Origin of the sequence: Mycobacterium sp. NPDC049093, assembly GCF_040704635.1 — a bacterium.
In the GTDB taxonomy this organism is placed as follows: domain Bacteria; phylum Actinomycetota; class Actinomycetes; order Mycobacteriales; family Mycobacteriaceae; genus Mycobacterium.
Genome location: NZ_JBEZJS010000003.1, coordinates 921,555 through 948,043, shown reverse-complemented (window position 1 = coordinate 948,043; position 26,489 = coordinate 921,555). Strand labels below are relative to the sequence as shown.

Sequence of the window (26,489 nt, the reverse complement as noted above, 5' to 3'; positions counted from 1 at the left end):
CGGTACGCTTGTCGACGTGGCCAAACCGAAGAAGACCGCGAAGTACGACCTCAAGGCGGCTGACCGCAAGCGCAACCTGTTCGTTCAGATCGGGCTGACAGCCGTGGTGGTGGTGTTCGCCGTCGGCCTGGTGCTCTACATCGTGACGACCGGCCACAAGCGGCCGGCCACCGGGGAGGCCAGGGCGATCCACGTGGCCGCACCCAGCGTGGTCACCAAAGAGGGGACATCTGAGCCCAAGGTGACGCTGAGCCTCTACGAAGATTTCCTGTGCCCCGCTTGCGGGATGCTCGAGCAACAGTTCGGTCCGACCATCAACAAGCTGATCGACGCGGGCGCCGTGGCCGTCGACTACCACATGGTCGCGATCCTGGACAAGGCCGGCAACGGCTACTCGTCCCGGGCCGGGGGTGCCGCCTACTGCGTCGCCGACGAGTCCAATGACGCGTTCCGCCGCTTCCACTCCGCGCTGTTCACGCCCGGGATCCAGCCGGAAGAGGGCGGCGGCGTCTACCCGGACAACGCCCGGATCATCGAGTTGGCCCGCCAGGCCGGTGCCGCCGGTGATGTCCCCGACTGCATCACCAAGGCTCGCTACGTGGAGATGGTGCAGGGCATGGCCGCAGCCACCGAAATCCATTCGACGCCGACCGTCAAGTTCAACGGTGAGGACTACAGCCCCAGCACGCCCGACGCGCTGATCGCCAAGGTCAAGGAGATCGTCGGTGACCTGCCGGCGCTGAACGGCCCCGCTCCCGCACCGGCCGCGCCCGCTCCTGCACCCGGCGCACCGGCAGCCCCCGCACCCGCGCCCGGCGCACCGGCAGCCCCCGCTCCGGCCCACCCATGAGTGACGCCGCAGCGCCCGAGCTCGACGAACTCGGCGATTCCGGGGCCGAGAAGGCCGCGGGCGTCGCTGTCGGCAAGCCCGCTGCGATCTGGATACTTATCGCCGGTGTCCTCGGGCTGGCGGCGGCACTGGCGCTGACGGTCGAGAAGATCGAGCTGTTGATCGATCCGAATTATGTGCCGTCGTGCAGCATCAACCCGGTCATCTCCTGCGGCTCGGTGATGACCACCTGGCAGGCATCGGTCTTCGGGTTCCCCAACTCGCTGATCGGGGTGGTCGCGTTCACGGTGACCCTGGCCACCGGCGTGCTGGCGCTGGCAGGCGTTCGGCTGCCCCGGTGGTACTGGGCGGGGATGGCGGCTGGGAGCCTGCTCGGTGCAGTCATGGTGCACTGGCTGATCTTCCAGAGTCTCTACCGCATCGGGGCGCTGTGCCCGTACTGCATGGTCGTGTGGTCGGTGACGATCCCGCTGCTCGTGGTCACGAGTTCCATCGCGCTTCGACCGCTGCACACCAACGCGGTCGCCCGGGCGATCTACCAGTGGCGGTGGTCGCTGGTGGCACTCTGGTTCACCTCACTTGTGCTGTTGATCTTGGTGCGTTTCTGGGAATACTGGTCAACGCTGCTGTAACACTTCCGAAATAACTTGTCGGTTAGGTCTACCCGTGATTTCCAAGCTGTTAGTCGCCAATCGTGGCGAGATCGCGATCCGTGCGTTTCGCGCTGCTTATGAGATGGGCATCGCGACGGTGGCGGTGTATCCGTATGAGGACCGCAATTCGCTGCACCGCCTGAAGGCCGACGAGTCGTATCAGATCGGCGAGATCGGCCATCCGGTACGGGCGTACCTGTCTGTTGAGGAGATCATCAGGGTCGCCAAGCATTCGGGTGCGGATGCGGTGTATCCGGGTTACGGGTTCCTGTCGGAGAATCCGGAATTGGCTTCGGCGTGTGCGGAGGCGGGCATCACGTTTGTGGGGCCCTCGGCGCAGGTTCTGGAATTGACCGGTAACAAGGCGCGGGCGATCGACGCCGCGCGGGCAGCGGGCCTGCCGGTGCTGGCGTCCTCGGCACCGTCGTCGTCGGTGGATGAATTGGTCGCTGCGGCACGGGATATGGAGTTCCCGTTGTTCGTCAAGGCGGTGTCCGGTGGCGGTGGGCGCGGTATGCGCCGGGTGACCGATCCCGAGGCGCTGCCCGAGGCGGTGGAGGCGGCTTCGCGCGAGGCCGAGTCGGCGTTCGGCGATCCCGAGGTGTACCTGGAGCAGGCCGTCATCAACCCGCGCCACATCGAGGTGCAGATCCTGGCCGACACGCAGGGCAATGTGATGCACCTGTTCGAGCGGGATTGCAGTGTGCAGCGGCGCCACCAGAAGGTGATCGAGCTGGCGCCGGCGCCGAACCTGGATCCTGCGCTGCGCGAGCGGATTTGCGCGGATGCGGTGGCTCTGGCCCGCCAGATCGGCTACAGCTGTGCGGGCACCATGGAGTTCCTGCTCGACGAGCGTGGGCATCACGTGTTCATCGAGTGCAATCCACGAATTCAGGTGGAGCACACGGTGACCGAGGAGATCACCGATGTGGACCTGGTCGGTTCGCAGCTGCGGATCGCGGCGGGGGAGACGCTGGCCGATCTGGGTTTGAGCCAGGACTCGCTGGTCATTCGCGGGGCCGCGATGCAGTGCCGGATCACCACCGAGGATCCGGCCAACGGATTCCGTCCGGACACCGGCCGGATCACCGCCTACCGGTCACCCGGGGGTGCGGGTGTCCGCCTGGATGGCGGCACCAATGTCGGGGCCGAGGTACTGGCGCACTTCGACTCGATGCTGGTCAAGTTGACCTGCCGCGGGCGTGATTTCTCCACTGCGGTGGCGAGGGCCCGCCGCGCGCTGGCGGAGTTCCGCATCCGCGGCGTGTCGACGAACATTCCGTTCCTGCAGGCCGTGATCGAGGATCCCGATTTCCGGGCCGGACGGGTCACCACGTCGTTCATCGATGACCGTCCGCAGCTTCTGACCGCGCACACGCCTGCCGACCGCGGCACGAAGATCTTGAACTACCTGGCCGATGTCACGGTGAACAAGCCCAACGGTGAGCGGCCCTCGGCGGTGTATCCGCAGGACAAGTTGCCTGCGTTGGATCTGTCGACGGTGCCGGCGGCGGGGTCCAAGCAGCGTCTGATCGAGTTGGGGCCCGAGGGGTTCGCGGCGTGGATGCGCGACAGCAAAGCTCTCGGGGTCACCGATACGACGTTCCGTGATGCGCATCAGTCGTTGTTGGCCACTCGGCTGCGGTCGACGGGGTTGCTCAAGGTCGCGCCCTATGTGGCGCGGATGATGCCGCAGTTGTTGTCCATCGAGTGTTGGGGTGGCGCGACCTACGACGTGGCGCTCCGGTTTTTGAAGGAAGATCCGTGGGAGCGGCTGGCCGCCCTGCGTGAGGCGGTGCCCAACATCTGTCTGCAGATGCTGCTGCGGGGTCGAAACACCGTGGGATACACGCCGTATCCGGAGTTGGTGACTGAGGCGTTTGTAGAAGAAGCAGCGGCGACCGGCATAGATATCTTCCGGATCTTCGACGCGCTCAACAACGTCGAGTCGATGCGTCCGGCGATCGACGCGGTCCGCGAGACCGGCACCGCCATCGCCGAAGTGGCCATGTCCTACACCGGGGACCTGTCTGACCCGGGCGAGAACCTGTACACGCTGGATTACTACCTGAAGCTGGCCGAGCAGATCGTCGACGCCGGCGCACATGTGCTGGCGATCAAGGACATGGCCGGACTGTTGCGCCCGCATTCGGCGCACCTGCTGGTGGGCGCCTTGCGGTCGCGGTTCGATCTGCCGGTGCATGTGCACACCCATGACACCCCCGGTGGGCAGTTGGCGACGTATCTGGCGGCCTGGCAGGCCGGCGCGAGCGCGGTCGATGGTGCCGCGGCGCCGTTGGCCGGCACCACCAGCCAGCCGGCGTTGTCCTCGATCGTGGCCGCAGCCGCGCACACGTCGTTCGACACCGGGTTGTCGCTGAGCGCTGTCTGCGATCTCGAGCCCTACTGGGAGGCGCTGCGCAAGGTGTACGCGCCATTTGATGTTGCGGCATCCGGTCCGCCTTCTCCCACGGGACGGGTCTACACCCATGAGATCCCCGGCGGGCAGCTGAGCAATCTGCGACAGCAGGCGATCGCACTCGGTTTGGGGGATCGGTTCGAGGAGATCGAGACCGCCTATGCCGCCGCCGATCGGGTGCTGGGCCGGTTGGTGAAGGTGACCCCGTCGAGCAAGGTGGTGGGGGACCTGGCGTTGGCGTTGGTGGGGGCCGGGGTCAGTGCGCAGGAGTTCGCTGCGGATCCCGCCAAATACGACATTCCCGACAGCGTGATCGGATTCCTGCGCGGTGAGCTCGGTGACCCGCCGGGTGGATGGCCGGAGCCGTTGCGCACCAAGGCACTTGAGGGCCGGGGGCCGGCCAAGCCGATCCAGGAACTCTCGGTCGAGGACGAGGCACTGCTGGCTGCGCCCGGACCGAAACGTCAGGCGGCGTTGAACCGGTTGCTGTTCCCGGCGCCGACCAAGGAGTTCGAGACACACCGCGAGACCTACGGTGACACCTCCGGACTGAGTGCCAATCAGTTCTTCTACGGGCTGCGCTACGGCGAGGAGCACCGGGTCGAGCTGGAGCGCGGTGTGCAGTTGCTGATCGGACTGGAGGCGATCTCCGATGCCGACGAGCGCGGCATGCGCACGGTGATGTGCATCCTCAACGGGCAACTGCGTCCGATCACGGTGCGCGACCGCAGCATCGCCAGCGAGGTTCCTGCCGCCGAGAAGGCCGACCGCAACAACCCCGACCATGTCGCGGCGCCGTTCGCCGGTGTGGTCACCGTCGGTGTGGCCGCAGGCGACACGGTCGAGGCCGGCGCCACCATCGCCACCATCGAGGCGATGAAGATGGAAGCCGCCATCACCGCGCCCAAGGCCGGCACCGTCGAACGTGTCGCGGTGGCCGCCACCGCCCAGGTCGAGGGCGGCGACCTGCTGGTCGTGGTAACCGGTTCGGCGGGCCGGAGCGAAGCAACCGGGGAATCGACCTGACCCGCATCATTGCGGGCGCGCTCGGAGGCCGTCGGATTGCGGTGCCCCGCAGCGGTACCCGGCCGACTTCAGATCGGGTCCGCGAAGCCGTGTTCAACGCCTTGACGGCGCGGCTGGATTTCGCCGGACTGTCGGTGCTGGATCTGTACGCCGGCTCGGGGGCGCTTGGGCTGGAAGCACTTTCGCGTGGTGCGACGTCGGCCACCTTTGTCGAGGCGGATGCGCGGGCGGCCGCGGTCATCGCCGAGAACGTCACCGCGCTGGGCGTGCGGAACGCGGCGGTGCGCCGGGGCAACGTCGACGTGGTGTTGGCCGGGGGTGCCACGCGGCCGGTCGATCTGGTGTTCGCCGACCCGCCGTACGACCTCGGTGACGCCGCGGTCGACGCGATGCTCACAACGCTGGTCGCTGCCGGTTGGGTCGCCGCGGGCACCCTCGTCCTGGTGGAGCGACGGTCGTCGAGCCGGCCGGTGAGCTGGCCGGAGGGCTGGGATGCGTTGAGTGCCCGCCGCTACGGTGACACCCGCGTCGAACTCGCCGAAGTGGGCTAGCAGGTCGGTCGCGGCGACGGGGCCTGTAGCGTCGTCACCCATGAGTGGCGCGGTATGTCCCGGCTCCTTCGACCCGGTGACCCTTGGCCATATCGACATCTTCGAGCGTGCGGCAGCGCAGTTCGACGAGGTTGTGGTGGCGATTCTGGTGAATCCCAACAAAAAGGGAATGTTCGACCTCGACGAGCGAATGGCGATGATCGCCGAATCGACCACGCATCTGCCCAACCTTCGGGTCGAGTCGGGTCAGGGTCTGGTGGTCGACTTCGTCAAGGACCGCGGCCTGACCGCGATCGTCAAGGGTCTGCGCACCGGCACCGACTTCGAGTACGAGCTCCAGATGGCGCAGATGAACAAGCACGTCGCCGGCGTCGATACCTTCTTCGTGGCCACCACCCCGCAGTACTCGTTCGTCTCGTCGTCACTGGCCAAGGAAGTGGCCACCCTCGGTGGTGACGTCTCGGCGTTGCTGCCCGAACCGGTCAATCGCAGGCTGCAGGAGAAGCTCAACCGCTAGCCCCGTCGAGGTCGGCAATTCGCACATCAGCCCACGTTGGGCAGCAAAAGCGGCAAACCCAGGTGAGCAAGCCCGTCGGCGACACACCGATTGTGCTCCCAAGTCACAGGCGTAACACCAGGCACACTGGTCACTGACAACGACGACCTGGAGGGTTTTGCCGTGTACCGAGTTTTTGAAGCGCTCGACGAGCTCGGCGCGATCGTCGAAGAAGCGCGCGGTGTGCCGATGACGGCCGGCTGCGTGGTGCCCCGCGGTGATGTCCTCGAGCTGATCGACGACATCAAGGACGCGATCCCCGGTGAGCTCGACGACGCACAGGACGTGCTGGATGCGCGTGATTCGCTGCTGCGCGAGGCCAAGGAACACTGCGAGTCGGTGATGGGCAAGTCGAACGCCGACGCCGACGGCATGCTCAATCACGCCAGGGGCGAGGCCGACCGGTTGCTGTCCGACGCGAAGGCACAGGCCGATCGGATGGTCGCCGAGGCCCGTCAGCACAGCGAGCGCATGGTCGGGGAGGCGCGCGAAGAGGCAGCGCGGCTCGCGGCCGCGGCGAAGCGGGAGTACGACGCGAGCACCGGCCGGGCCAAGGCCGAGGCCGATCGGCTGACCGAGAACGGCAACATCTCCTACGAGAAGGCCGTGCAAGAGGGCATCAAGGAGCAGCAGCGTCTGGTGTCGCAGACCGAGATCGTCTCGACCGCCACCGCCGAGGCCACCCGGCTCATCGACGCGGCACATGCCGAAGCCGATCGGCTGCGCGGCGAGTGCGACATCTACGTCGACAGCAAACTGGCCGAGTTCGAGGACTTCCTCAACGGCACGCTGCGCTCCGTCGGCCGCGGACGTCACCAGCTACGCACGACTGCGGGAACGCACGACTACGCCACCCGCTGACGACCGTGGGTGGCGGTCGGCGCACTGCGTCGTGGTGTGGTCAGACCCCGCCGTAGGATCGATGCATGGCGACGCATGCGAAATCGGCTGGGCGGGGAGGGCCTGAACGGCGCGGAGGTGCCCGATCGCCGCTGGTGATCGACGTCTCGCGACTCGGCCGGCGGCCGGGTTCGTTCCTGGCACACCAGGAGACGGTGCCGAGTCCCGTGCGGATCGGGGCCGAGCTGGTCGCCATCGAGAAAGGCGCACCGCTCGAACTCGACCTGCAACTGCAGTCGGTATCCGAGGGCGTGCTGGTCAGTGGGACCGTATCGGCGCCCACGGTCGGTGAGTGCGCGCGCTGCCTGACCAAGCTCACCGGCGACGTCGAGATCGACCTCACCGAGTTGTATGCGTACCCGGACAGCGCCACCGACGAGACCACCGAGGCCGACGAGATGGGCCGGGTGGGCGCCTCGGGTCAGGCCGACACCGTCGACCTGGAACAGCCGATCATCGATGCCGTCGGAATGGCGTTGCCGTTCTCCCCGTTGTGCCGTCCGGACTGCCCCGGGCTGTGCCCCGACTGCGGGGTCGCGCTGGCCACCGCAGAGCCGGGCCATCACCACGACAAGATCGATCCCCGCTGGGCCAAGCTGGCCGCCATGCTGCCCGACGACGAGCAGCCCGGGGGCAAGAAGTGACCGATTCACACGCGGCGCTGCTGGCCGCGCTGGGCGTCGATATCCCCGCCGAACTGCTCACCATCGCATTGACGCATCGCAGTTACTCGTACGAGAACGGCGGCCTTCCCACCAACGAGCGGTTGGAGTTCCTCGGAGATGCCGTACTGGGGTTGACGATCACCGAGGAGCTCTACCACCGCCACCCCGAACGCTCCGAAGGTGATCTGGCCAAGCTTCGCGCCAGCATCGTCAACACCCAGGCACTGGCCGATGTCGGCCGTGGGCTCACCGAAGGCGGGCTGGGCAGCCACCTGTTCCTGGGCAAGGGCGAAGAGAACTCCGGCGGGGCCGACAAGTCCAGCATTCTTGCCGATGGCGTCGAATCCCTGCTCGGCGCAATCTATCTGGAGCACGGCCTGACTACTGCCCGTGAGGTCATCCTGCGGTTGTTCGGTGAGCTGCTCGATACCGCGCCGACGCTCGGAGCCGGGTTGGACTGGAAGAGCAGCCTGCAGGAGTTGACCGCCTCGCGCGGGCTCGGTGCGCCCACCTATGTGGTGACCTCCACCGGGCCCGATCACGACAAGGAATTCTCGGCTGCCGTGGTGGTGGCCGATGTCGAATACGGCAGGGGCGTCGGGCGCAACAAGAAAGAGGCCGAGCTCAAGGCCGCGGCCGCGGCGTGGACCGCACTCGACAATGCGTGAGCACCGATGCCCGAGCTGCCAGAGGTAGAGGTCGTCCGCCGCGGGCTGCAGGAACATGTTGCGGGCAAAACAATTTCGGCGGTACGCGTGCATCATCCGCGTGCCGTCCGTCGGCACGAGGCCGGTCCCGCCGACCTGACCGCCCGACTCCTCGGGGCCCGTATCACCGGAACGGGACGTCGCGGTAAGTATCTCTGGTTGACGCTGGCCGACGACGACGATCAGGACGAGACCGAAGCGTTGGTGGTGCATCTGGGGATGAGCGGCCAGATGCTGCTGGGGCCGATCCGTGATGACCGGCATCTGCGGATCGCCGCGCTGCTCGACGACGGCACGGCGCTGAGTTTCGTCGACCAGCGTACGTTCGGCGGCTGGCAGCTGGCCGAATTGGTGACGGTCGACGGCACCGCCGTGCCGCAACCGGTCGCGCACGTGGCACGCGATCCGCTCGACCCGCGCTTTGACCGCGACAAGGTGGTTACCGTGTTGCGGCACAAGCATTCTGAGATCAAGAGGCAGCTGCTCGACCAGACTGTGGTGTCCGGTATCGGCAACATCTACGCCGACGAGGCACTGTGGCGGACCAAGGTCAACGGCGCCAGGACCGCTGCGCTGCTGACCCGGCGTCGGCTGGGGGAGCTACTCGATGCAGCCGCGGACGTTATGACCGATGCGTTGGGTCAGGGCGGCACCTCGTTCGATTCGCTGTACGTGAATGTCAACGGCGAATCCGGTTATTTCGAGCGGTCATTGGATGCCTACGGCCGCGAAGGGGAGCCGTGCCGACGGTGCGGCGCGGTCATGCGCCGCGACAAATTCATGAACCGGTCATCGTTCTACTGCCCGAAGTGTCAGCCCCGTCCGCGGGGCTGACCCGAGCCTCATCGGAAGCAGATCAGGGCATGCTGGGCATGCCCGGCATGTCGGACATGCAGATCTTCCACGATCCGCTTTCCTTGCGCAGGTACAACTTGCCGGGGCCCGCGCTGCTCGAGATGTCGACGGTGGCCTTGCTGCCGTTCACCGTGATCTTGGTGATCTCCGCCGACCCGCTGCTGTCGGTTGTCTTCGGAATGTCGATCGCGTCCAGGCCGCCGATCTTCTTGAACAGGTCCTGATCCGCCTGGCAGAAGTAAGGCAGGGCCTCTTTGAGGTCACCGGAACTCGACATCACCTCGTCGAGGAAAGCCCGCACCTCTTTCTCGGCATCGCTGGAACCGGAGGACTGCGACGAGCCTGCGCTGTTGCGGCCCCCGCTCGAACCCGAATCGCCGTTCAACGCGAAGATCAGGACGCCGCCGACAATGACCACCACGGCCAGTACGGCGGCGCCGATCGCCAACCACATGCGGTTGCCGCCGCCGGGCGGCTGCGGGGTGGGGTATCCGTACGGCGACTGCGGCGCCCCGTAGGGCTGCTGGGCTCCGTAGGGCGCCCCGTACGGCTGGGGTGCACCGTAAGGCGCTCCATATGGAGGCTGAGGCTGTTGCGGCGCTCCATACGGTGAGCCGTACGGCTGTTGTGGCTGCTGAGGTGCCCCGTAAGGGGAGCCGTACGGCTGCTGCTCGGGGTTTCCGGCAGTGTTCGGATATCCCTCTGGCCCGCCCGGCTGCTGGTACGGCTGCTGCCACGGCCCGGGCGCTCCCGACGGCGGGGTGGGCGGATTGCTCGGCGGATAGGTCACAGTGCTCCTCAGCGATGTCGGTGTGCCGAGTCTATCGTCGCTGCCTGTGTCGCCGCCGTGTCCAACGGGGGCAGTTGACCGATCCGACGGCGATTACCCCTGGAATAACTGCGTATCGCGGCGTGTAGAAATACCGCATGACCGAACTTTGGGTTGACCGCACCGGTGTGCGCAGGTATGTCGGACGCAGTTCGCGCGGTGCAGAGGTACTCGTGGGCAGTGAGGACGTCGAGGGCGTGTTCACCCCGGGGGAGCTGATGAAGATCGCCCTGGCGGCGTGCAGCGGAATGTCCAGTGACCAGCCCCTGCGCCGGCGCCTGGGTGACGACTACCCGGCGACGATCCGGGTGTCGGGACCGCCCGACCGGGAGCAGGAGCGCTACCCGCTGCTGGAGGAGAAACTCGAAATCGACGTATCGGGCCTTTCGGAGGCCGAGGTGGCCCGCGTGTTGACCGTCGTCGAGCGCGCCATCGACCAGGTCTGCACGGTGGGCCGCACCCTCAAATCCGGCACCGAGGTGAAATTCGAGGTCGCCACGCGATGAATGGACCGGAACTCCCCGCCGGGCCCGACACCGAGGTGCGTCTGAGCGCCTGGGTGCATGGCCATGTGCAAGGCGTGGGGTTTCGGTGGTGGACCCGGTCGCGCGCGCTGGAACTCGGCCTGACCGGGTTTGCTTCGAATCGGCCCGACGGCCGGGTGCATGTGGTGGCGCAAGGGCCACGCGGGAAATGCCAGCGATTGCTCGAGCTGCTACAGAGCGGGGAAACCCCGGGGTCGGTGGATCACGTCGTCGCAGATTGGGCGGATGCCGACGCCCCGATGGCGGGGTTCATCGAACGGTAGCCGGGTCGGCGGTAGGGTTTGACTCCGTGCACCTCAAGAGTCTGACGCTGAAAGGCTTCAAGTCTTTCGCCTCGCCGACGACTCTGCGCTTCGAACCCGGGATCACCTGCGTCGTCGGCCCCAATGGATCGGGCAAGTCGAACGTCGTCGACGCCCTGACCTGGGTGATGGGAGAGCAGGGCGCCAAGACGCTGCGCGGCGGCAAGATGGAGGACGTCATCTTCGCCGGCACGTCCTCACGGGCACCGCTGGGCCGCGCCGAGGTGACGCTGACCATCGACAACTCCGACAACGCGCTGCCGATCGAATACTCGGAGGTGTCGATCACCCGCCGGGTGTTCCGTGACGGCGCAGGCGAATACGAGATCAACGGCAGCAGTTGCCGATTGATGGACGTGCAGGAGCTGCTGAGCGACTCCGGCATCGGCCGCGAGATGCACGTCATCGTCGGCCAGGGCAAGCTCGCCGAGATCCTGGAATCGCGTCCCGAGGACCGCCGCGCCTTCATCGAGGAGGCTGCCGGGGTTCTCAAGCACCGTAAGCGCAAGGAAAAAGCGGTCCGCAAGCTCGACTCGATGGCCGCGAACCTGGCCCGGCTGACCGACCTGACCACAGAGTTGCGCCGTCAGCTCAAGCCGTTGGGCCGCCAGGCCGAGATGGCGCGCCGGGCGGCGACGATCCAGGCCGATCTGCGCGACGCCCGGCTGCGCCTGGCCGCCGACGACCTGGTCAGAAGGCAGGTCGAATTCCACAACACGAACCAGGCCGAGACCACACTGCGTCGCGAGCATGACGAGGCGACCGTTCAGCTGGAAACCTCGACCGTCGAACTGCAGGCACACGAGGCCGCGGTGGCCGAACTGACCCGCCGCGCCGAGGCTGCCCAGCAGACCTGGTTCCGGGCCTCGGCACTGGCCGAACGGGTGAGCGCCACTGTGCGGATCGCGACCGACCGGGCGCAGCTGTTCGAAGCCGAGACGGAGGTTTCCACGGGGCAGGACCCCGAGGCCCTGGAGGCCGAGGCGAACGAGGTTGCCGAGCTCGAGATGGAGCTGCTCGGTGAGCTCGAGGAGTCGCGCATCGTCTTGGAGAGCGCCCGGGTCGAGCTCGCCGAGCGTGAGCAACTCGCCGCCGAGGCCGAACGGGCGCATCTGGCCGCGGCGCGGGCCGAAGCCGACCGCCGTGAAGGGCTGGCCCGGTTGTCCGGGCAGGTCGACACCATGCGCACCCGCGTCGAGTCGATCGACGACGGGGTCATGCGGATGTCGGTCAACATCGAGGAAGCAGCCACCAAAGCCCAACTGACACAGGCCGAGTTCGAGACCGTGCAGAGCCGGGTCAGCGAACTCGATGCCGGAGAAGTGGGTCTGGACGAGCAGCACGACCGCTCGGTGGCGGCTCTGCGGATCGCCGACGAACGGGTGGCCGAACTGCAGTCGGCCGAGCGTGCCGCCGAACGGCAGGTCGCCTCGCTACGGGCCCGCATCGAGGCGCTCTCCGTCAGCCTCGACCGGCGTGACGGTGCCGCCTGGTTGCAGAAGAACCACAGTGGCTCAGGGCTTTTCGGCTCCATCGGGGAATACCTGAAAGTCCAGCCGGGTCATGAGGTAGCAGTGGCCACGGTTCTCGGGGCGGCCGCCGACGCGCTGGCCGCCGAAGATTTCGGTGTGGCCGCCGCCGCCGTCGCCGCGCTCAAGGAGTCCGACGGCGGGCGGGCCGCTCTGTTGCTGGGGGACTGGAAGGTCAACGGCTCAGCCCCGTCGGGCACGCTTCCCGACGGCGCGATCTGGGCCAACGACGTGGTCAGCGTCCCGGACCGGCTGCGTGGGGCGATCACCGCGATGCTGGCCGGGGTGGCCGTGGTCAGCGATCTGCCCGCCGGCGTGCAACTGGTTTCGGCGCGCCCGGACCTGCGTGCGGTGACCGCCGACGGTGATCTGGTCGGTGCCGGCTGGATCAGCGGCGGGTCCGACCGCAAGCCCTCCACACTTGAGATCAGTTCCGAGATCGACAAGGCCCGACGCGAACTGGAGATCGTCGAGCGGCAGACCGGTGAGCTGGCGGCCGCATTGTCGGGTGCGTTGACCGAGCAGGCCGCCCGACAGGAGGCGGCCGAAGAGGCGATGGCCGCGCTCAACGAATCCGACTCCGCGATCTCGGCCATCTACGAGCAACTGGGCCGCTTGGGGCAGGAGGCCCGCGGCGCCGGTGACGAGTGGCAGCGGTTGATCCGCCAACGCGACGAGCTTGAGGCCGGACGCACCAAGACGGTCGAGGAACTCACCGAACTTGAGTCGCGGCTGCACAATGCCGAACAGCTTCCGATGTTCGAGGCCGAGCCTGTTGACCGGCAGGCCTCGATGGCCGCTGCCGAGGCGGCTCGTTCGGTCGAGGTGGAGGCCCGGCTGTCGGTCCGTACCGCCGAGGAACGCGCGAATGCGGTTCGCGGACGCGCTGATTCACTGCGCCGGGCCGCCGCTGCCGAGCGCGAGGCCCGGGTGCGGGCGCAGCGTGCCCGTGAGGCCCGTGAACATGCGGCGCGGGTCGCCGCCGCGGTGTCCGAGGCGGGACGTGTTGTGGCCCAACGGTTGAGTGCGGTGGTGGCGGTGGCGTCGCGGATGCGTGACGAGCTGGCCACCGAGCGTCAACTGCGTGCCACATCGCTGTCCCAGGTGCGCGAGACGGTCACCGAACTCAACGCGAAGATCACCCGACTCACCGATGCCCTGCACCGCGACGAGATGGCCAAAGCGCAAGCGTCACTTCGTATCGAGCAGCTTGAGGCACAGGTGCTCGAGCAGTTCGGGATGCCCGCGGCGGATCTGATCGCCGAATACGGCCCACAGATCGCGTTGCCGCCCAGCGACTTGGAGATGGCAGAGTACGAGCAGGCCCGTGAGCGGGGCGAGCAGGTCATGGCGCCCGCGCCGATGCCATTCGACCGGCCCACCCAGGAGCGGCGGGCCAAGAAGGCCGAACGTGAGCTCTCGGAGCTGGGCCGCGTGAATCCGCTTGCCCTGGAAGAGTTTGCCGCGCTGGAAGAACGCTACAACTTTCTCTCGACGCAGCTTGAGGACGTCAAGGCCGCGCGCAGTGATCTGCTCGATGTGATCGCCGATGTCGACACCCGGATTCTGCAGGTGTTCACCGAGGCCTATGTCGATGTGGAGCGCGAGTTCGAGCAGGTGTTCTCCACCCTGTTCCCCGGTGGTGAGGGACGGCTTCTGCTCACCAATCCCGCCGACATGCTCACCACGGGAATCGAAGTCGAGGCCAGGCCGCCGGGCAAGAAGATCAAGCGACTCTCGCTGCTGTCCGGCGGTGAGAAGTCGTTGACCGCGGTGGCCATGCTGGTGGCGATCTTCCGGGCCCGTCCGTCCCCGTTCTACGTGATGGACGAGGTCGAGGCCGCGCTCGACGACGTGAACCTGCGCCGGCTGATCAGCCTGTTCGAGCAGTTGAGGGAGAAGTCCCAGCTGATCGTGATCACTCACCAGAAGCCGACCATGGAAGTGGCTGACGCCCTCTACGGTGTGACCATGCGCGGTGACGGGATCACCACAGTGATCTCGCAGCGCATGCGGGGACAGGAACTGGCCGCCAGCTCAGGCTGATCCGGGGCTATTCCGACTCGTAGATCGACGGCGCCGACCAGCCGGGGCCGCTGAAGCAGCCATTGGCTGACGGTGTCGGACAGCCATTCTGCTGTCCGGGTCGAGGCGACGGCGGTGTCGGCGGGTCCAGCCGGAAGATGTAGGACGCCTTCGTGATTCCCGCAATGGTGACGGGCCTCTCCTTGTAGTAGGCCTTCACCTCCAGCGGCTGCGCGATCGCCTGGTCGCTGGTGGCCACCAGGTTCCACGTTCCGTCGGTGACATTCGTCGTGCCCGTGAAGACCGGCGCCTTGGTGTCGCGCTGACGGACCGTCAGGCCCACGGTCTCCACGAAGGGGTCCGCCGTACCGGAGATGGTCAGCGTCTTGCCGGAATCGCTGAGAACCATCGGATCGTCAACGAAAACGCGGTCATTGCTCTGGGTCTGGGTCGTCGGGATGGCCACAGTACCGGGCTCGTCCTTCATCATGTTGTACACGGCGGGAACGGCTCCGATGAGCGCCGTTGCGATGGCGCCGATGACGGTGATCTTGGCCACCGACACGTCGCTCCCTTTTGCCGGCCCATCGGTGGCGTCGGCTGAATGGCGCAGTTTGAACAGCCGGCCGACGGATTGTGAATGTGTGGTCATGGCAGTGCTCCGTGCTTGGACTTCATCCTTTCGAGATGACGCCTGCCGAGGGCTTGTCGGCTGACGTACGGAAATGATCACGCCATGATCACGGGCAACGCATGCGTAGTGGACTACTCGAATGTCGGGGCACTGCCGAAGAAACTGTGCCGAGCGTGCGGCTCAGGCTCGGGTTCCCCCGTGGATCCGGGCCTGACCCGCACGCTCGAACGGTGCGCACCTACGCTGCGTCGGAGTGTCCGGAACGGTGGTTGCCGCGCGGCTTCTGTTTGGTGTCGCTGGTTTTCGTGTCTGTGGAGCCGGATTTCGACTGGGCTGACTTGGTTTGGCCGACGTGACGTTGCGGCGAGCGCTGTGGGCGTGGGTTGTCTTGTGGCGCAGCGTCGGTGTCGGTCGCATCGTCGGACGGCCTCTTGGGTGAGAATGCCTGTCGTAGCGACTGCCGGATGCGTTCAGCTCCCGGATTCGCCTGCCTCTGTTGCTGTTTCTGCTGAAGTGCTGTGTCGGAACGAGTCTCGGTGTCAGTTCCGGTTTCGGTGCCGGCCTCCTCATCGGTCTTCTGCGCCTTGGGCTCGGTCGGCGCGGCGTCGGGATCGCGGGGGAGGGTTCCGGCACTACCCGCGGAGTCGGTGCCGATCGGGCGCACCCGCGTGCGGTCCGGTGCACCGATGGTCGCGGGCAGTTTGATCCCTGCTCTTGCGGTGTCCGACTTGGACAGTGCGCCAACGCTTTCTGTGTTGCTGTCAACGGCGTCGCCGGTGTCGATGCCCAGGTCGGCGAGCGCATTGCGCACGCCCTCCCTGGCTGCTGCCCTTAGATCCGAAGCCAGCTTGCCGAGGTCGATGTGGGGGATCAGCCCGGCCCGGGTCGGCACCCCCATGTTCTCCGGCGTGCGGTCATAGCCGAGTTCGATCAGCACACGCAGGGTCGGCTCGACCAGGTCGAGCACCGGCGTCAGAATTCCTATGCCGCGCAACGGTTGCAGCAGCGGAAGGTGCTCGGTATGCACCAGGTAGTAGGTGGTGTTGCCGGAGGTGTAGGACTGATATGTACTCGGGTCGTTCAGGTTGACCACCGATGACCCGTAGTTCGGATGTAGGTAGACGTAGCCCATCAGGGCATTGAGATCGGCCAGCAGATTGAGTGGATACTTGGGGAAGTCGGCGATCAGGTCGTACTGGCGGGCCACGTCGATCGTCCGGTATTCGTCGTCCGGGGTGGCGCCGTCGAAGCTGACGCCGAGGATCGGTATGTAGAGGCCGTCGAACCTGGCGAGGATTCCGCCGTTGGGCCGGTTGGGATTGGCCACGAATACGAAAGACAACTCGTCAGGCGTGGGCACCGCCGCGCCCTGCGCCCGGAGCTCGGCCAGATTGCGCTTCTCCCGGGTGGCGATGTTGGCGCTCTGCGAGTAACCGACAATAATTTTCTCGCCCGGTGTGGATTGCACAGCGTTGTTGAGGCTCAGGACGCCGCGGGCCACCGAGGTGTCGAAGCTGACGTCGGTCAGGCTGGTCGCGGGCCAGAACTGCTCCGGTGTCGACACCCATTTCAAGTCGTCCTCATCGAGGTGGTAGCCGGACAGGTACGTGCTGTTGACCTGGTCCACGTACGTGCCGGTACCCCATTGATGCGGATCGCCCAGCGCCTTCATCCCGGTTCCGCCCATGATGAGCGCTGTGGCAGCCAGCTGAACCAGCGTGGACATGGTCGCTGTCACGACCAGCCCGACGGTGCCGATCAGAGCGACCAGCGTCAGTGCTACCCCCCGAAGCACACGAATGTGCATTCCCGTCCTCCCTCTCGACAAATTCCAAGGGAAGGACCACATGCTCACCGACGCCGAAGCCATTCCCGACCCACGTGGATCGTGAACCACATCGAGCCCGGCTGTCAGCGAATTCAAATAACTGGAATGATTAATGAAAAACAACAGTTAAGCGCATTATCGTGGTGATCTCATCCATCACGACAGCTAAGCCGCAGATGAATTCTGCGGCTCGCTCGACCATGTTCTTCCGCTCGTGTGGGTGAACGGAATATACCGCCTCGGTACGTGCGTGTACCACCATTTTCGGCAATCCCGCACTTCGATGTTCTGGCGGGTTCTCAGGTGCGGCATGCGCCGGTGCGGGGCGGCGGAACGGGGCCGATCCTTCGCGCGCGGCCGCCCTGAGACAATGGCGGCGTGACAGAAGGTGCGTTGTTGGGTCTGTGGATCGCCATTGCGGTCGTCGCTGTTCTGGTCGTCGTTGCCGTCACCGTGGGGTTGGTGCGGTACCGACGGCGGCGGATCAGCCTGTCCGAACGAGACGCCTCGAAACCGATCGACCGCTCCGGCGGCTATACGGCGTCCTCCGGTATCACGTTCAGCAAGTCGGGTACGCCGACGCTTGACCGCATCGACACCAGCGGACTCCCGGCCGTCGGCGATGACGCCACCATCCCGCGGGATGCACCCAAACGCACCATCTCCGATGTGCAGCTGCCGGAGCCGCCGGTCGAGACGGCAGCGCCTGAAGTGCCGCCTGCGCCCGCTGAGCCGGCCGACTCTGTCGGCGCCCCGGTCATCCCCGCTGAGCCGGCCGCTCCGGAAACGGCTCCCGACGACGCCGTCGCCGCCGCCGTGGAGGACATCGCCCCGGCCGAAGGGCGCATGGATCGGCTGCGCGGCCGCCTCGCCAAGTCCCAGAACGCGCTGGGCCGCAGCATGCTCGGGTTGCTCGGCGGCGGCGATCTCGACGAGGACTCGTGGGAGGCAGTCGAGGACACCCTGCTGATCGCCGACCTCGGCCCGGTGGTGACCGAATCCGTGGTCGCGGCATTGCGCGAGCGGATGGCAAGTAAGAACGTGCGCAGCGAAGCCGACGCCCGCGCGGTGCTGCGTGAGGTGCTGATGTCGGAGCTGCGGCCCGAGCTGGACCGGTCGATCAAGGCTCTGCCGCATGCCGACAAGCCGTCGGTGCTGTTGGTGGTCGGTGTGAACGGCACCGGCAAGACCACCACCGTGGGCAAACTGGCGCGGGTTCTGGTCGCCGACGGCCGTCGTGTCGTGCTGGGCGCGGCCGACACGTTCCGCGCTGCGGCCGCCGATCAGCTGCAGACCTGGGCCGCCCGCGTCGGCGCGGAGGTGGTGCGCGGGCCCGAAGGCGCCGATCCGGCATCGGTGGCGTTCGACGCCGTCGACGAGGGTGTGAAGGCCGGCGCCGACGTCGTCGTTGTCGACACCGCAGGCCGCCTGCACACCAAGACCGGCCTGATGGACGAGCTCGGCAAGGTCAAGCGGGTGGTGGAGAAGCGTGCCGCTGTGGACGAGGTGCTGTTGGTGCTCGACGCGACCATCGGACAGAACAGCCTGCCGCAGGCCAAGGTGTTCGCCGAGGTCGTCGACATCACCGGCGTGGTGCTGACCAAGCTCGACGGCACCGCCAAGGGTGGCATCGTCTTCCGTGTCCAGCAGGAACTCGGCGTCCCGGTCAAACTCGTCGGACTCGGCGAGGGGCCAGACGACCTCGCGCCGTTCGAGCCCGCGGCGTTCGTCGACGCGCTGCTGGGCTGACCCCCGAAAACCCAGGAAAACCCACGGTGTAACACCGGCGAAACGCAGCCCGGCTATCCGTTCACACGAGCGAAACGCAGTGGCGTCGTAGCCGAAACATCCACTCAGCATTGTCTTGACCAGGTCAACGGCCCGTAAATCCTTGCGGCCGTGGCGTGGTGAAGGAGGAAACTGCGAGTGGAGCAATTCCCGATACTGGGTGCGCCGGACACCGGTGACACAGCATGGATGCTGGCCGCCGCTGCGCTTGTGCTGTTGATGACGCCGGGGCTGGCCTTCTTCTATGGCGGCATGGTGCGGGCCAAGGGCGTGCTCAACATGATCATGATGAGCGTCAGCGCGATGGGTGTCGTGACAGTGCTGTGGGCGCTGTACGGCTACTCGGTCGCGTTCGGTGACAACACCGCAGGCGTCATCGGCGACCCCGGGCAATTCTTCGGACTCAAGGGTCTGATCGGAACGAACGGTTCGGCCGATGCGCCCATCGCGCTGGTCGGCACGATCCCGGCCACCGTGTTCGTGGGTTTCCAGCTGATGTTCGCGATCATCACCGTCGCCCTGATCTCCGGTGCCGTCGCCGACCGCATCAAGTTCGGCGGCTGGCTGCTGTTCGCCGCGCTGTGGGCGACCGTCGTCTACTTCCCGGTGGCGCACTGGGTCTTCGACTTCGACGTCAAGGGCTCCGACGGTGAGACCGTGATCCACCATGGGGGATGGATCGCCAACCAGCTCAAGGCAATTGACTTCGCCGGTGGCACCGCGGTGCACATCAACGCCGGTACTGCGGGCCTGGTCCTGGCCATCATTCTCGGCAAGCGGCTCGGTTGGCCGGGTACGCCGATGCGCCCGCACAACCTTCCTTTCGTGATGCTCGGCGCCGGCTTGCTGTGGTTCGGCTGGTACGGCTTCAACGCCGGTTCTGCGGTGTCGGCCAACGGAGTTGCCGGTTCGACCTTCGTCACCACCACGGTGGCGACTGCCGCGGCCATGCTGGCCTGGCTGCTCACCGAGCGGATCCGTGACGGGCACGCGACCTCGCTGGGCGCCGCATCGGGCATCGTCGCCGGGCTGGTCGCCATCACCCCGTCGTGCTCGTCGGTGAACGTCGTGGGCGCGCTCGTGATCGGTGTTGCCGCAGGCGCACTGTGTGCCTTGGCGGTGGGCTTGAAGTTCAGGTTCGGTTTCGACGATTCTCTCGACGTCGTGGGTGTCCACCTGGTCGGCGGTATCGTCGGTACGTTGCTGGTCGGCCTGGTGGCCACCAAGGAAGCACCTGCCGGTGTGGCCGGTCTGTTCTACGGTGGCGGGTTCGATCAACTGTGGCGACAGGCGGTCGGGGCCGGTGCTGTTCTGCTCTATTCGGCGGTGGGTACCGCTATCTTGGCGTTGATTGTCAAATACACCGTGGGCCTGCGCCTGGACAAAGAAGAGGAGGCTTCCGGTATCGACGAGTCCGAGCACGCTGAGAGCGCTTACGACTTCGTCGCTGTCGGAACCGGTTCTGTTCTTGGTCGTCACGGCGGGGAGGAATAAGGGAATATGAAGCTGATCACTGCGATCGTCAAGCCGTTCACGCTGGAGGATGTCAAGACCGGCCTGGAGCAGACGGGCATCCTGGGGATGACGGTCAGCGAGGTACAGGGCTACGGCCGGCAGAAGGGCCACACCGAGGTTTACCGCGGTGCCGAGTACTCGGTCGACTTCGTACCGAAGGTCCGGGTGGAGGTTGTCGTCGACGATTCCGCGGTCGACAAGGTCGTGGATGTCATCGTGCAGGCCGCCCGTACCGGCAAGATCGGCGATGGGAAGGTCTGGGTCAGCCCGGTCGACACCGTTGTCCGCGTCCGTACCGGGGAGCGGGGCGCCGACGCCCTGTAACCGCGGCCGGTCGTAGAGGTAGACGACCGATCTCCCGGTCAGGAAGTGCGGTGGCAGGTAGTCGACCGGGGGAGGAGTCCAAATGACAGAGCAGCAGCCAGATTCCATCCACGGGCCGGCCGGAACCTCCGGACAGGAGGGTCCGGCCGGCTCGCCGCGGCCGGCAACCGATCTGGCGGCGGCCAGCCAGCAGCTGCTGACCGGGGGATCCCGTCAACTGGATGCGGCCGCCCTGCGGGATGCGTTACTCGATCTGCACGAATTCTGGCTCACCACAAAGGCTGCCGAGATCGGGATCACGGCCACCAGTGGATTCGCCATCGTGGCCACCGGTGGTCTGGGCCGCGGCGAGATGTTGCCGTACTCCGATCTCGATCTCATGCTGCTGCATGACAACATGCCTGTCGAGCTCGTCTCTGAAGTGGCCGAGAAACTCTGGTATCCGCTGTGGGACGCCAACATCCGGATCGATCACAGTGTGCGCACGGTCCCCGAGGCTCTCAAGGTCGCGGGTGAGGACATCGCGGTAGGTCTGGCGATGCTGGACGCCCGTCACATGGCCGGCGACGCCGATCTGTCGGCGCTACTGGTCGGCGGGGCGCGCCGGCAGTGGCGGATCGGAATCGGCTCGCGGTTCGACGAACTCGTCGAGCACGCGCAGGCGCGCTGGCAGCGCAGCGGCCAGATCGCGCACCGCGCCGAACCTGACCTGAAATCGGGTCGCGGCGGTCTGCGGGACGTACAATTGCTCAACGCGCTGGCCATAGCGCAACTGGCCGATGTCTATCCGAGCCAGGCGCTGGCGTCACCGACCGGAACACTCGGCGGTGCCCACCTGTCGTTGCTGAATGTGCGCACCGAACTGCACCGCGCCTCGGGCCGTGGCCGGGAACTGCTGTTGGCCCAGCATGCCGATGAGATCGGCGCAGCGCTGCGGATCGGAGATCGGTTCGACCTCGCCCGCACCCTGTCGGATGCGGCCCGGACCGTGAGCTACTACGTCGACTCGGGTATCCGGACCGCCGCCAACGCCTTACCCCGGCGCGGTTTCGCCGCGCTTCGCCGCCCGGTGCGTCGCCCGCTCGACGAGGGCGTGATCGAGTTCGCCGGTGAGGTGATCCTGGCCCGCGACGCCCGGCCGGAACGCGATCCGGGTCTGATCCTGCGGGTCGCCGCGGCGTCGGCCGCCACTGGGCTGCCGATGGCGGTGTCCACACTGAGCAGGCTGGCTGAGACGGCGCCCGAACTGCGTACGCCGTGGCCGCGTCAGGCGCTCAAGGACCTCCTGGTGTTGCTCGCGTCGGGCCCCGCGGCGGTCGCCACCATCGAGGCCCTGGACCGCACCGGCCTGTGGGGCCGGTTGTTCCCGGAGTGGGGCGCAGTGCGGGATCTGCCCCCGCGGGATGTCGTGCACACCTGGACAGTTGACCGTCATCTGGTCGAGACTGTCTCGCGGGCAAGTGCTTTCACCACCCGGGTGTCCCGTCCCGATCTACTGCTGCTGGGGGCACTGTGCCACGACATCGGCAAGGGGCGTGGCGGCGACCACAGCGTGATCGGTGCCGAGTTGGCCACCCAGATCGGAACTCGGCTGGGTCTGTGGCCGTCTGACATCGATGTGCTGTCGAAGATCGTCCGGTACCACCTGCTGTTGCCGGAGACTGCGACGCGGCGAGACCTTCAGGACCCCAAGACCATTGACGCGGTGGCCGAGGCGCTCGGTGGGGACATGGTGCTGCTGGAGCTGCTCCATGTCCTGGCCGAAGCCGACTCACTGGCCACCGGTCCCGGGGTATGGGGCGACTGGAAGGCATCGCTGATCGGCGACCTGGTGCGACGGTGCCGGCTGGTGATGGCGGGTGAACCGTTGCCCGAACCCGATCCGATCGACTCGCGGTTCGTGGCGTTGGCCGCTGACGCCGGCGTCCACGTCGAGCTCACCCCGGGCGACAGCCCACACATCTACAACGTGACGATGATCGGCGCGGACCGGCGTGGCCTGCTGTCCAAGGCGGCCGCCGTGCTGGCGCTGAACTCCCTGCGGGTGCACTCGGCGTCGGTCAACAGCCATGAGGGTTCGGCGATCAACACCTTCGCGGTGTCTCCGCACTTCGGTTCGCCACCACCTGCTCAACTGCTGCGCCAGCAGTTCATTCTGGCGCTCGACGGCGAGCTGGATGTGATGGGCGCACTGGAACGCCGCGACCAGGAGGCGGCCCAGCATCCGACCACCCGCGCCGGCGAGATCCTGGCGTCGGTGCCGGCCAACCACGTGCCCGCCCCGCCGCGCATCCTGTGGTCGCCCGGCACGGCCGCCGAAGACCTGATCGTCCAGATCCGCACGATCGACCGGGCCGGCCTGTTGGCTCGGCTGACGGCGGTGTTCGAGCGCGACGGCTTGGACGTTGCGTGGGCCAAGGTAACCACACTGGGCTCATCCGTCGTCGACGTCTTCTGCATCACCGCACCGGCACTGGCCGGCGACGAAACGCAACGGGCCACGGTACGCGCCGAGCTGGAGCGCGACTTGCTCGCGATCCTGCCCGCGCCGCCACCGGCCAAACCGAAACCGGCCGAGCATGCGAGCTGATCCCCGCCGATAGGTGATGATTGCCGGCGTGACGAATTTCGGGGGATATCAGAACGGGTTCGGTGCGCCACCTCAATACGGGTTCGGTGCGCCGCCTCAGTACGGGTACGGCGCGCCCGCGCAGATCCCGACTCCGCCACCGGCGACCGAGCGAATCCTTCCGTTCGGGCAGGTCCTCATCAGCGCCCTGCTGATACTGCCGACGATCGCGTTCTTCTACGTGGGTTCGCGGCCATTCCGGAGAGCGTGGATGCACGAGTGGCCATATGTGGCTACCGGGCGTCTTGCTCGCGGTGTATTTCGTGGTCGTCGTCGCGTGTTGGGCTCGGCCGGGTCGCCGGCTCCCCGCAGTGGCGATCGCCGGCGTCGTCGCTCTGTTCGACACGGTGCAGTCCGGCATAGCCCACCAACTTCTCCGTGGCGGTGAGTTGGACCTGTCGGCACGACCTTCGTTTGTCCTGCCGGGCTGGTTCTATCAGGCAGCCCATGTGTTGATCCTTGTGGGTTACGTCGCCGCCTGGGGCGTCGCGCGCCGGCGGAACAAGATCTGGTCGGTCGGGCTGGTGGGGGCAGTGGTGGCCGCAATGGTCGTGCGATGGATTCACGAGACAGAGGCCGTCGACGTCTTCAAGGCTTCTTCCAGTTGGATCAACGCCTGGGCTGTTGAGGTGGGTGCCTTCGTGCTGTCCTGCCTGATCTGCTGGGCGCTGGACGCGACAGCTTCCGCCTCGCGGCGGCCAACCACAGCACAAATCCCGGGCCGCTAGGCTTACCACGTGTTTGAGAGCCTGTCTGACCGGTTGACCGGAGCCCTGCAGGGCCTACGCGGCAAGGGGCGGTTGACCGACGCCGATATCGACGCCACGGCGCGCGAGATCCGGTTGGCCCTTCTGGAGGCCGACGTCTCGCTGCCTGTGGTGCGTGCGTTCGTGGCGCGCATCAAGGATCGCGCCAAGGGCGCCGAGGTCTCCGCCGCGCTGAATCCCGCGCAGCAGGTGGTCAAGATCGTCAACGAGGAGCTGATCGGCATCCTCGGCGGCGAGACCCGTCAGCTGGCGTTCGCGAAGAACCCGCCGACGGTGATCATGCTCGCCGGTCTGCAAGGTGCCGGTAAGACCACGCTGGCCGGCAAGCTGGCGAAATGGCTCAAGGGTCTGGGCCACACCCCGCTGCTCGTGGCGTGTGACCTGCAGCGGCCCGGCGCGGTCAACCAGCTTCAAATCGTGGCCGAGCGCGCCGGTGTGGCGTCCTTCGCCCCGCACCCGGGCACCTCGCCCGATGGCCTGGAGATCGGTGGCCACGGCGACCCGGTCGCGGTCGCCTCTGCCGGTATGGCCGAGGCGCGGGCCAAGCACTACGACGTCGTCATCGTCGACACCGCCGGCCGCCTGGGCATCGACGACGAGCTGATGGGTCAGGCTGCGGCCATCCGCGACGCCGTCAAGCCCGACGAGACGCTGTTCGTGCTCGACGCGATGATCGGTCAGGATGCCGTCGCCACCGCGGAGGCCTTCCGCGAGGGCGTCGGCTTCACCGGTGTCGTGCTGACCAAGCTCGACGGCGACGCCCGCGGTGGTGCCGCGCTGTCGGTGCGCGAGATCACCGGCGTGCCGATCCTGTTCGCCTCCGCGGGGGAGAAGCTCGAAGACTTCGACGTCTTCCACCCCGACCGGATGGCCAGCCGCATCCTGGGCATGGGCGACGTGCTCACCCTCATCGAGCAGGCCGAGCAGGTCTTCGACCAGCAGAAGGCCGAGGAGGCCGCCGCCAAGATCGGCTCCGGCGAGCTGACGCTGGAGGACTTCCTCGAGCAGATGCTGGCGATCCGCAAGATGGGCCCGATCGGCAACCTGCTGGGCATGCTGCCCGGGGCCGGCCAGATGAAGGACGCGCTTGCCGCGGTCGATGACAAGCAGCTGGACCGGGTGCAGGCCATCATCCGTGGCATGACACCGGCCGAGCGGGCCGATCCGAAGATCATCAACGCCTCGCGCCGGTTGCGTATCGCCAAAGGCTCCGGGGTCGAGGTGTCCGAGGTCAACTCGCTCGTGGACCGGTTCTTCGACGCCCGCAAGATGATGTCGTCGATGGCCGGCCAGATGGGAATGCCGTTCGGGCGCAAGAACTCCCCGCGCAAGGCCGCCAAGGGCAAGAACAAGCAGGCCGGTAAGAAGAAGGGTCGGGGTCCGACCCCGCCGAAGAACCCGTTCGGTGCCGCGATGCCCGCGGGCTTCCCGGACCTGTCCAACATGCCCAAGGGCCTGGACGAATTGCCGCCCGGCCTGGCCGATTTCGACCTGTCGAAGCTGAAGTTCCCGGGCCAGAAGTAACCGATGGCCCTGCACATTCGTGGTCGCGGGCTTCCCGGCGGCGAAGAAGTGCAGTGGTGGATCCACCAGGGCGTGCTGTCGGCCGAGCCGATCGCGAACGCCGACACTGTCTTTGACGGTGGCTGGATCATTCCGGGCCTGGTCGACGCGCACTGCCACGTCGGCCTCGGCCCTCATGGCGCCGTCGAGCTGGACGAGGCGGTCACCCAGGCCGAAACCGAACGGGACGCGGGCGCACTGTTGTTGCGGGACGCCGGTTCCCCGGTGGACACCCGAAGCTTCGACGACCGTGACGACCTGCCGCGCATCATCCGAGCCGGCCGCCATCTGGCCCGACCCAAGCGTTATTCACCCGGGTTGCCGATCGACATCGAGGACGAGTCGCAACTACCCGCCGCCGTGGCCGAGCAGGCCCGGTGGGGTGACGGCTGGGTGAAGCTGGTCGGCGACTGGATCGACCGCGGGGTCGGGGACCTGGCTCCGCTGTGGTCCGACGACATCCTCAAAGCCGCGATCGACGCCGCCCACGCCGAGGGGGCGCGGGTCACCGCGCACGTCTTCGGTGAGGATGCGCTGCCCGGACTCATCAAGGCCGGAATCGACTGCATCGAGCACGGCACCGGGATTACCGATGACACAATCGAATTGATGCTCCAACACGGCACGGCGCTGGTGCCGACACTGATCAACATCGACAATTTCCCCGGCATCGCCGACGCGGCGGGCAAGTATCCGCAGTATGCCAAGCACATGCGTGACCTGTACGGGTCCTGTCGCTCCCGGGTCGGTGCGGCCTACGAGGCCGGGGTGCCGATCTTCGCGGGCACCGACGCCGGCGGCATGATCGCGCACGGCCGCATTGCCGACGAGATCGAGGCGCTCAAGGGCATCGGGATGAGCCCCACCGCCGCACTGGGGGCGGCCAGTTGGGATGCCCGGGCCTGGCTGGGTCGGCCGGCGTTGGAGCACGGCGCATCCGCTGATTTGGTCTGTTACGCCGAGGACCCGCGTCACGGCGGGGTCAGCCACCCGGATCTGGTGATCCTGCGCGGGCGCGTGTTCTGACCC

General features: G+C 66.8%; 22 protein-coding genes. 19 read left to right on the top strand and 3 right to left on the bottom strand.

Translation table 11 applies throughout. The features are described 5' to 3' along the window. Positions 1 to 16 precede the first annotated feature (16 nt). From AB0876_RS15065 to mutM, 9 genes are all read left to right on the top strand, one after another. Positions 17 to 850: a DsbA family protein gene (locus AB0876_RS15065; protein WP_491838619.1), complete on the top strand. Its 834-nt coding sequence runs from the start codon at positions 17 to 19 to the stop codon at positions 848 to 850. Continuing rightward, positions 847 to 1,482, top strand: a complete 636-nt coding sequence (locus AB0876_RS15060) for a vitamin K epoxide reductase family protein (protein ID WP_526042295.1) — start codon at positions 847 to 849, stop codon at positions 1,480 to 1,482. Before AB0876_RS15065 ends, AB0876_RS15060 begins: the two co-directional genes overlap by 4 nt. A 34-nt stretch (positions 1,483 to 1,516) precedes the next feature. Then, the gene (locus AB0876_RS15055; RefSeq protein WP_491838621.1) at positions 1,517 to 4,948 is read left to right on the top strand and encodes a pyruvate carboxylase; all 3,432 of its coding nucleotides are present in this window, start codon (positions 1,517 to 1,519) and stop codon (positions 4,946 to 4,948) included. Continuing rightward, positions 4,945 to 5,499: a 16S rRNA (guanine(966)-N(2))-methyltransferase RsmD gene (gene rsmD / locus AB0876_RS15050; protein WP_491839322.1), complete on the top strand. Its 555-nt coding sequence runs from the start codon at positions 4,945 to 4,947 to the stop codon at positions 5,497 to 5,499. The genes AB0876_RS15055 and rsmD overlap by 4 nt, the downstream gene beginning before the upstream one ends. Before the next feature lie 40 nt (positions 5,500 to 5,539). Further along, a complete protein-coding gene (coaD, locus tag AB0876_RS15045) occupies positions 5,540 to 6,016 on the top strand; it encodes a pantetheine-phosphate adenylyltransferase (protein WP_491838622.1) in 477 nt (158 codons plus the stop codon). Positions 6,017 to 6,178: 162 nt separating this feature from the next. Continuing rightward, entirely contained in the window at positions 6,179 to 6,916 is a 738-nt protein-coding gene (gene sepIVA, locus AB0876_RS15040) for a cell division protein SepIVA (protein WP_491838623.1), read from the top strand. 65 nt (positions 6,917 to 6,981) lie between these two features. Continuing rightward, positions 6,982 to 7,599, top strand: a complete 618-nt coding sequence (locus tag AB0876_RS15035) for a YceD family protein (RefSeq protein ID WP_491838624.1) — start codon at positions 6,982 to 6,984, stop codon at positions 7,597 to 7,599. After that, positions 7,596 to 8,288 (top strand): ribonuclease III, encoded by a 693-nt coding sequence (gene rnc, locus AB0876_RS15030; RefSeq protein WP_055112814.1) that lies wholly within the window; start codon positions 7,596 to 7,598, stop codon positions 8,286 to 8,288. Before AB0876_RS15035 ends, rnc begins: the two co-directional genes overlap by 4 nt. A 6-nt stretch (positions 8,289 to 8,294) precedes the next feature. Then, a complete protein-coding gene (gene mutM, locus AB0876_RS15025; protein ID WP_491838625.1) occupies positions 8,295 to 9,161 on the top strand; it encodes a bifunctional DNA-formamidopyrimidine glycosylase/DNA-(apurinic or apyrimidinic site) lyase in 867 nt (288 codons plus the stop codon). Positions 9,162 to 9,183: 22 nt separating this feature from the next. On the opposite strand, the gene AB0876_RS15020 is transcribed toward mutM, so the two are convergent. Further along, positions 9,184 to 9,972: an Rv0361 family membrane protein gene (locus AB0876_RS15020; RefSeq protein WP_491838626.1), complete on the bottom strand. Its 789-nt coding sequence runs from the start codon at positions 9,970 to 9,972 to the stop codon at positions 9,184 to 9,186. Positions 9,973 to 10,109: 137 nt separating this feature from the next. Between AB0876_RS15020 and AB0876_RS15015 the strand changes: the two genes are divergently transcribed. From AB0876_RS15015 to smc, 3 genes are read left to right on the top strand one after another with little or no spacing between them, the layout of a single operon-like run. Next, positions 10,110 to 10,517 (top strand): OsmC family protein, encoded by a 408-nt coding sequence (locus AB0876_RS15015; RefSeq protein ID WP_135359906.1) that lies wholly within the window; start codon positions 10,110 to 10,112, stop codon positions 10,515 to 10,517. Next, positions 10,514 to 10,819 (top strand): acylphosphatase, encoded by a 306-nt coding sequence (locus AB0876_RS15010; RefSeq protein WP_491838627.1) that lies wholly within the window; start codon positions 10,514 to 10,516, stop codon positions 10,817 to 10,819. Before AB0876_RS15015 ends, AB0876_RS15010 begins: the two co-directional genes overlap by 4 nt. Before the next feature lie 26 nt (positions 10,820 to 10,845). After that, positions 10,846 to 14,433 (top strand): chromosome segregation protein SMC, encoded by a 3,588-nt coding sequence (gene smc, locus AB0876_RS15005; protein ID WP_491838628.1) that lies wholly within the window; start codon positions 10,846 to 10,848, stop codon positions 14,431 to 14,433. A 7-nt stretch (positions 14,434 to 14,440) separates the two neighbouring features. Here smc and AB0876_RS15000 read toward each other — a convergent pair whose 3' ends face one another. Further along, entirely contained in the window at positions 14,441 to 15,064 is a 624-nt protein-coding gene (locus AB0876_RS15000) for a hypothetical protein (protein WP_491838629.1), read from the bottom strand. A gap of 220 nt (positions 15,065 to 15,284) precedes the next feature. After that, positions 15,285 to 16,853 carry a PE-PPE domain-containing protein gene (locus tag AB0876_RS14995; protein WP_526042294.1) on the bottom strand — a complete coding sequence of 523 codons (1,569 nt, stop codon included), beginning with the start codon at positions 16,851 to 16,853 and terminating at the stop codon, positions 15,285 to 15,287. A gap of 414 nt (positions 16,854 to 17,267) precedes the next feature. Here AB0876_RS14995 and ftsY point away from each other — a divergent pair, with 414 nt between their 5' ends. The 7 genes from ftsY (at position 17,268) to AB0876_RS14960 (ending at position 26,486) form a co-directional block, all read left to right on the top strand. Further along, a complete protein-coding gene (gene ftsY, locus AB0876_RS14990; protein ID WP_526042353.1) occupies positions 17,268 to 18,623 on the top strand; it encodes a signal recognition particle-docking protein FtsY in 1,356 nt (451 codons plus the stop codon). Positions 18,624 to 18,800: 177 nt separating this feature from the next. Further along, positions 18,801 to 20,156: an ammonium transporter gene (locus AB0876_RS14985; RefSeq protein ID WP_526042293.1), complete on the top strand. Its 1,356-nt coding sequence runs from the start codon at positions 18,801 to 18,803 to the stop codon at positions 20,154 to 20,156. A gap of 6 nt (positions 20,157 to 20,162) precedes the next feature. Further along, entirely contained in the window at positions 20,163 to 20,501 is a 339-nt protein-coding gene (locus tag AB0876_RS14980) for a P-II family nitrogen regulator (protein WP_003881099.1), read from the top strand. Positions 20,502 to 20,583: 82 nt separating this feature from the next. Continuing rightward, positions 20,584 to 23,091, top strand: coding sequence for a [protein-PII] uridylyltransferase (locus AB0876_RS14975; RefSeq protein WP_526042292.1), 2,508 nt, complete (start codon positions 20,584 to 20,586; stop codon positions 23,089 to 23,091). 350 nt (positions 23,092 to 23,441) lie between these two features. Further along, the gene (locus AB0876_RS14970; RefSeq protein ID WP_526042291.1) at positions 23,442 to 23,858 is read left to right on the top strand and encodes a hypothetical protein; all 417 of its coding nucleotides are present in this window, start codon (positions 23,442 to 23,444) and stop codon (positions 23,856 to 23,858) included. 9 nt (positions 23,859 to 23,867) lie between these two features. Continuing rightward, a complete protein-coding gene (gene ffh / locus AB0876_RS14965; protein ID WP_491838634.1) occupies positions 23,868 to 25,421 on the top strand; it encodes a signal recognition particle protein in 1,554 nt (517 codons plus the stop codon). Positions 25,422 to 25,424: 3 nt separating this feature from the next. Next, positions 25,425 to 26,486, top strand: a complete 1,062-nt coding sequence (locus AB0876_RS14960) for a metal-dependent hydrolase family protein (protein ID WP_491838635.1) — start codon at positions 25,425 to 25,427, stop codon at positions 26,484 to 26,486. The last annotated feature ends 3 nt before the right edge of the window (positions 26,487 to 26,489 follow it).

Bases quoted from the DNA above. Each gene is read 5' to 3' on its own strand.
- AB0876_RS14960 (WP_491838635.1), top strand. From the start codon at position 25,425: ATGGCCCTGCACATTCGTGGTCGCGGGCTTCCCGGCGGCGAAGAAGTG.
- AB0876_RS15000 (WP_491838629.1), bottom strand. From the start codon at position 15,064: ATGACCACACATTCACAATCCGTCGGCCGGCTGTTCAAACTGCGCCAT.
- AB0876_RS15035 (WP_491838624.1), top strand. From the start codon at position 6,982: ATGGCGACGCATGCGAAATCGGCTGGGCGGGGAGGGCCTGAACGGCGC.
- AB0876_RS14980 (WP_003881099.1), top strand. From the start codon at position 20,163: ATGAAGCTGATCACTGCGATCGTCAAGCCGTTCACGCTGGAGGATGTC.
- coaD (WP_491838622.1), top strand. From the start codon at position 5,540: ATGAGTGGCGCGGTATGTCCCGGCTCCTTCGACCCGGTGACCCTTGGC.
- AB0876_RS14995 (WP_526042294.1), bottom strand. From the start codon at position 16,853: ATGCACATTCGTGTGCTTCGGGGGGTAGCACTGACGCTGGTCGCTCTG.
- AB0876_RS15010 (WP_491838627.1), top strand. From the start codon at position 10,514: ATGAATGGACCGGAACTCCCCGCCGGGCCCGACACCGAGGTGCGTCTG.
- AB0876_RS14975 (WP_526042292.1), top strand. From the start codon at position 20,584: ATGACAGAGCAGCAGCCAGATTCCATCCACGGGCCGGCCGGAACCTCC.
- mutM (WP_491838625.1), top strand. From the start codon at position 8,295: ATGCCCGAGCTGCCAGAGGTAGAGGTCGTCCGCCGCGGGCTGCAGGAA.
- AB0876_RS15060 (WP_526042295.1), top strand. From the start codon at position 847: ATGAGTGACGCCGCAGCGCCCGAGCTCGACGAACTCGGCGATTCCGGG.
- AB0876_RS15015 (WP_135359906.1), top strand. From the start codon at position 10,110: ATGACCGAACTTTGGGTTGACCGCACCGGTGTGCGCAGGTATGTCGGA.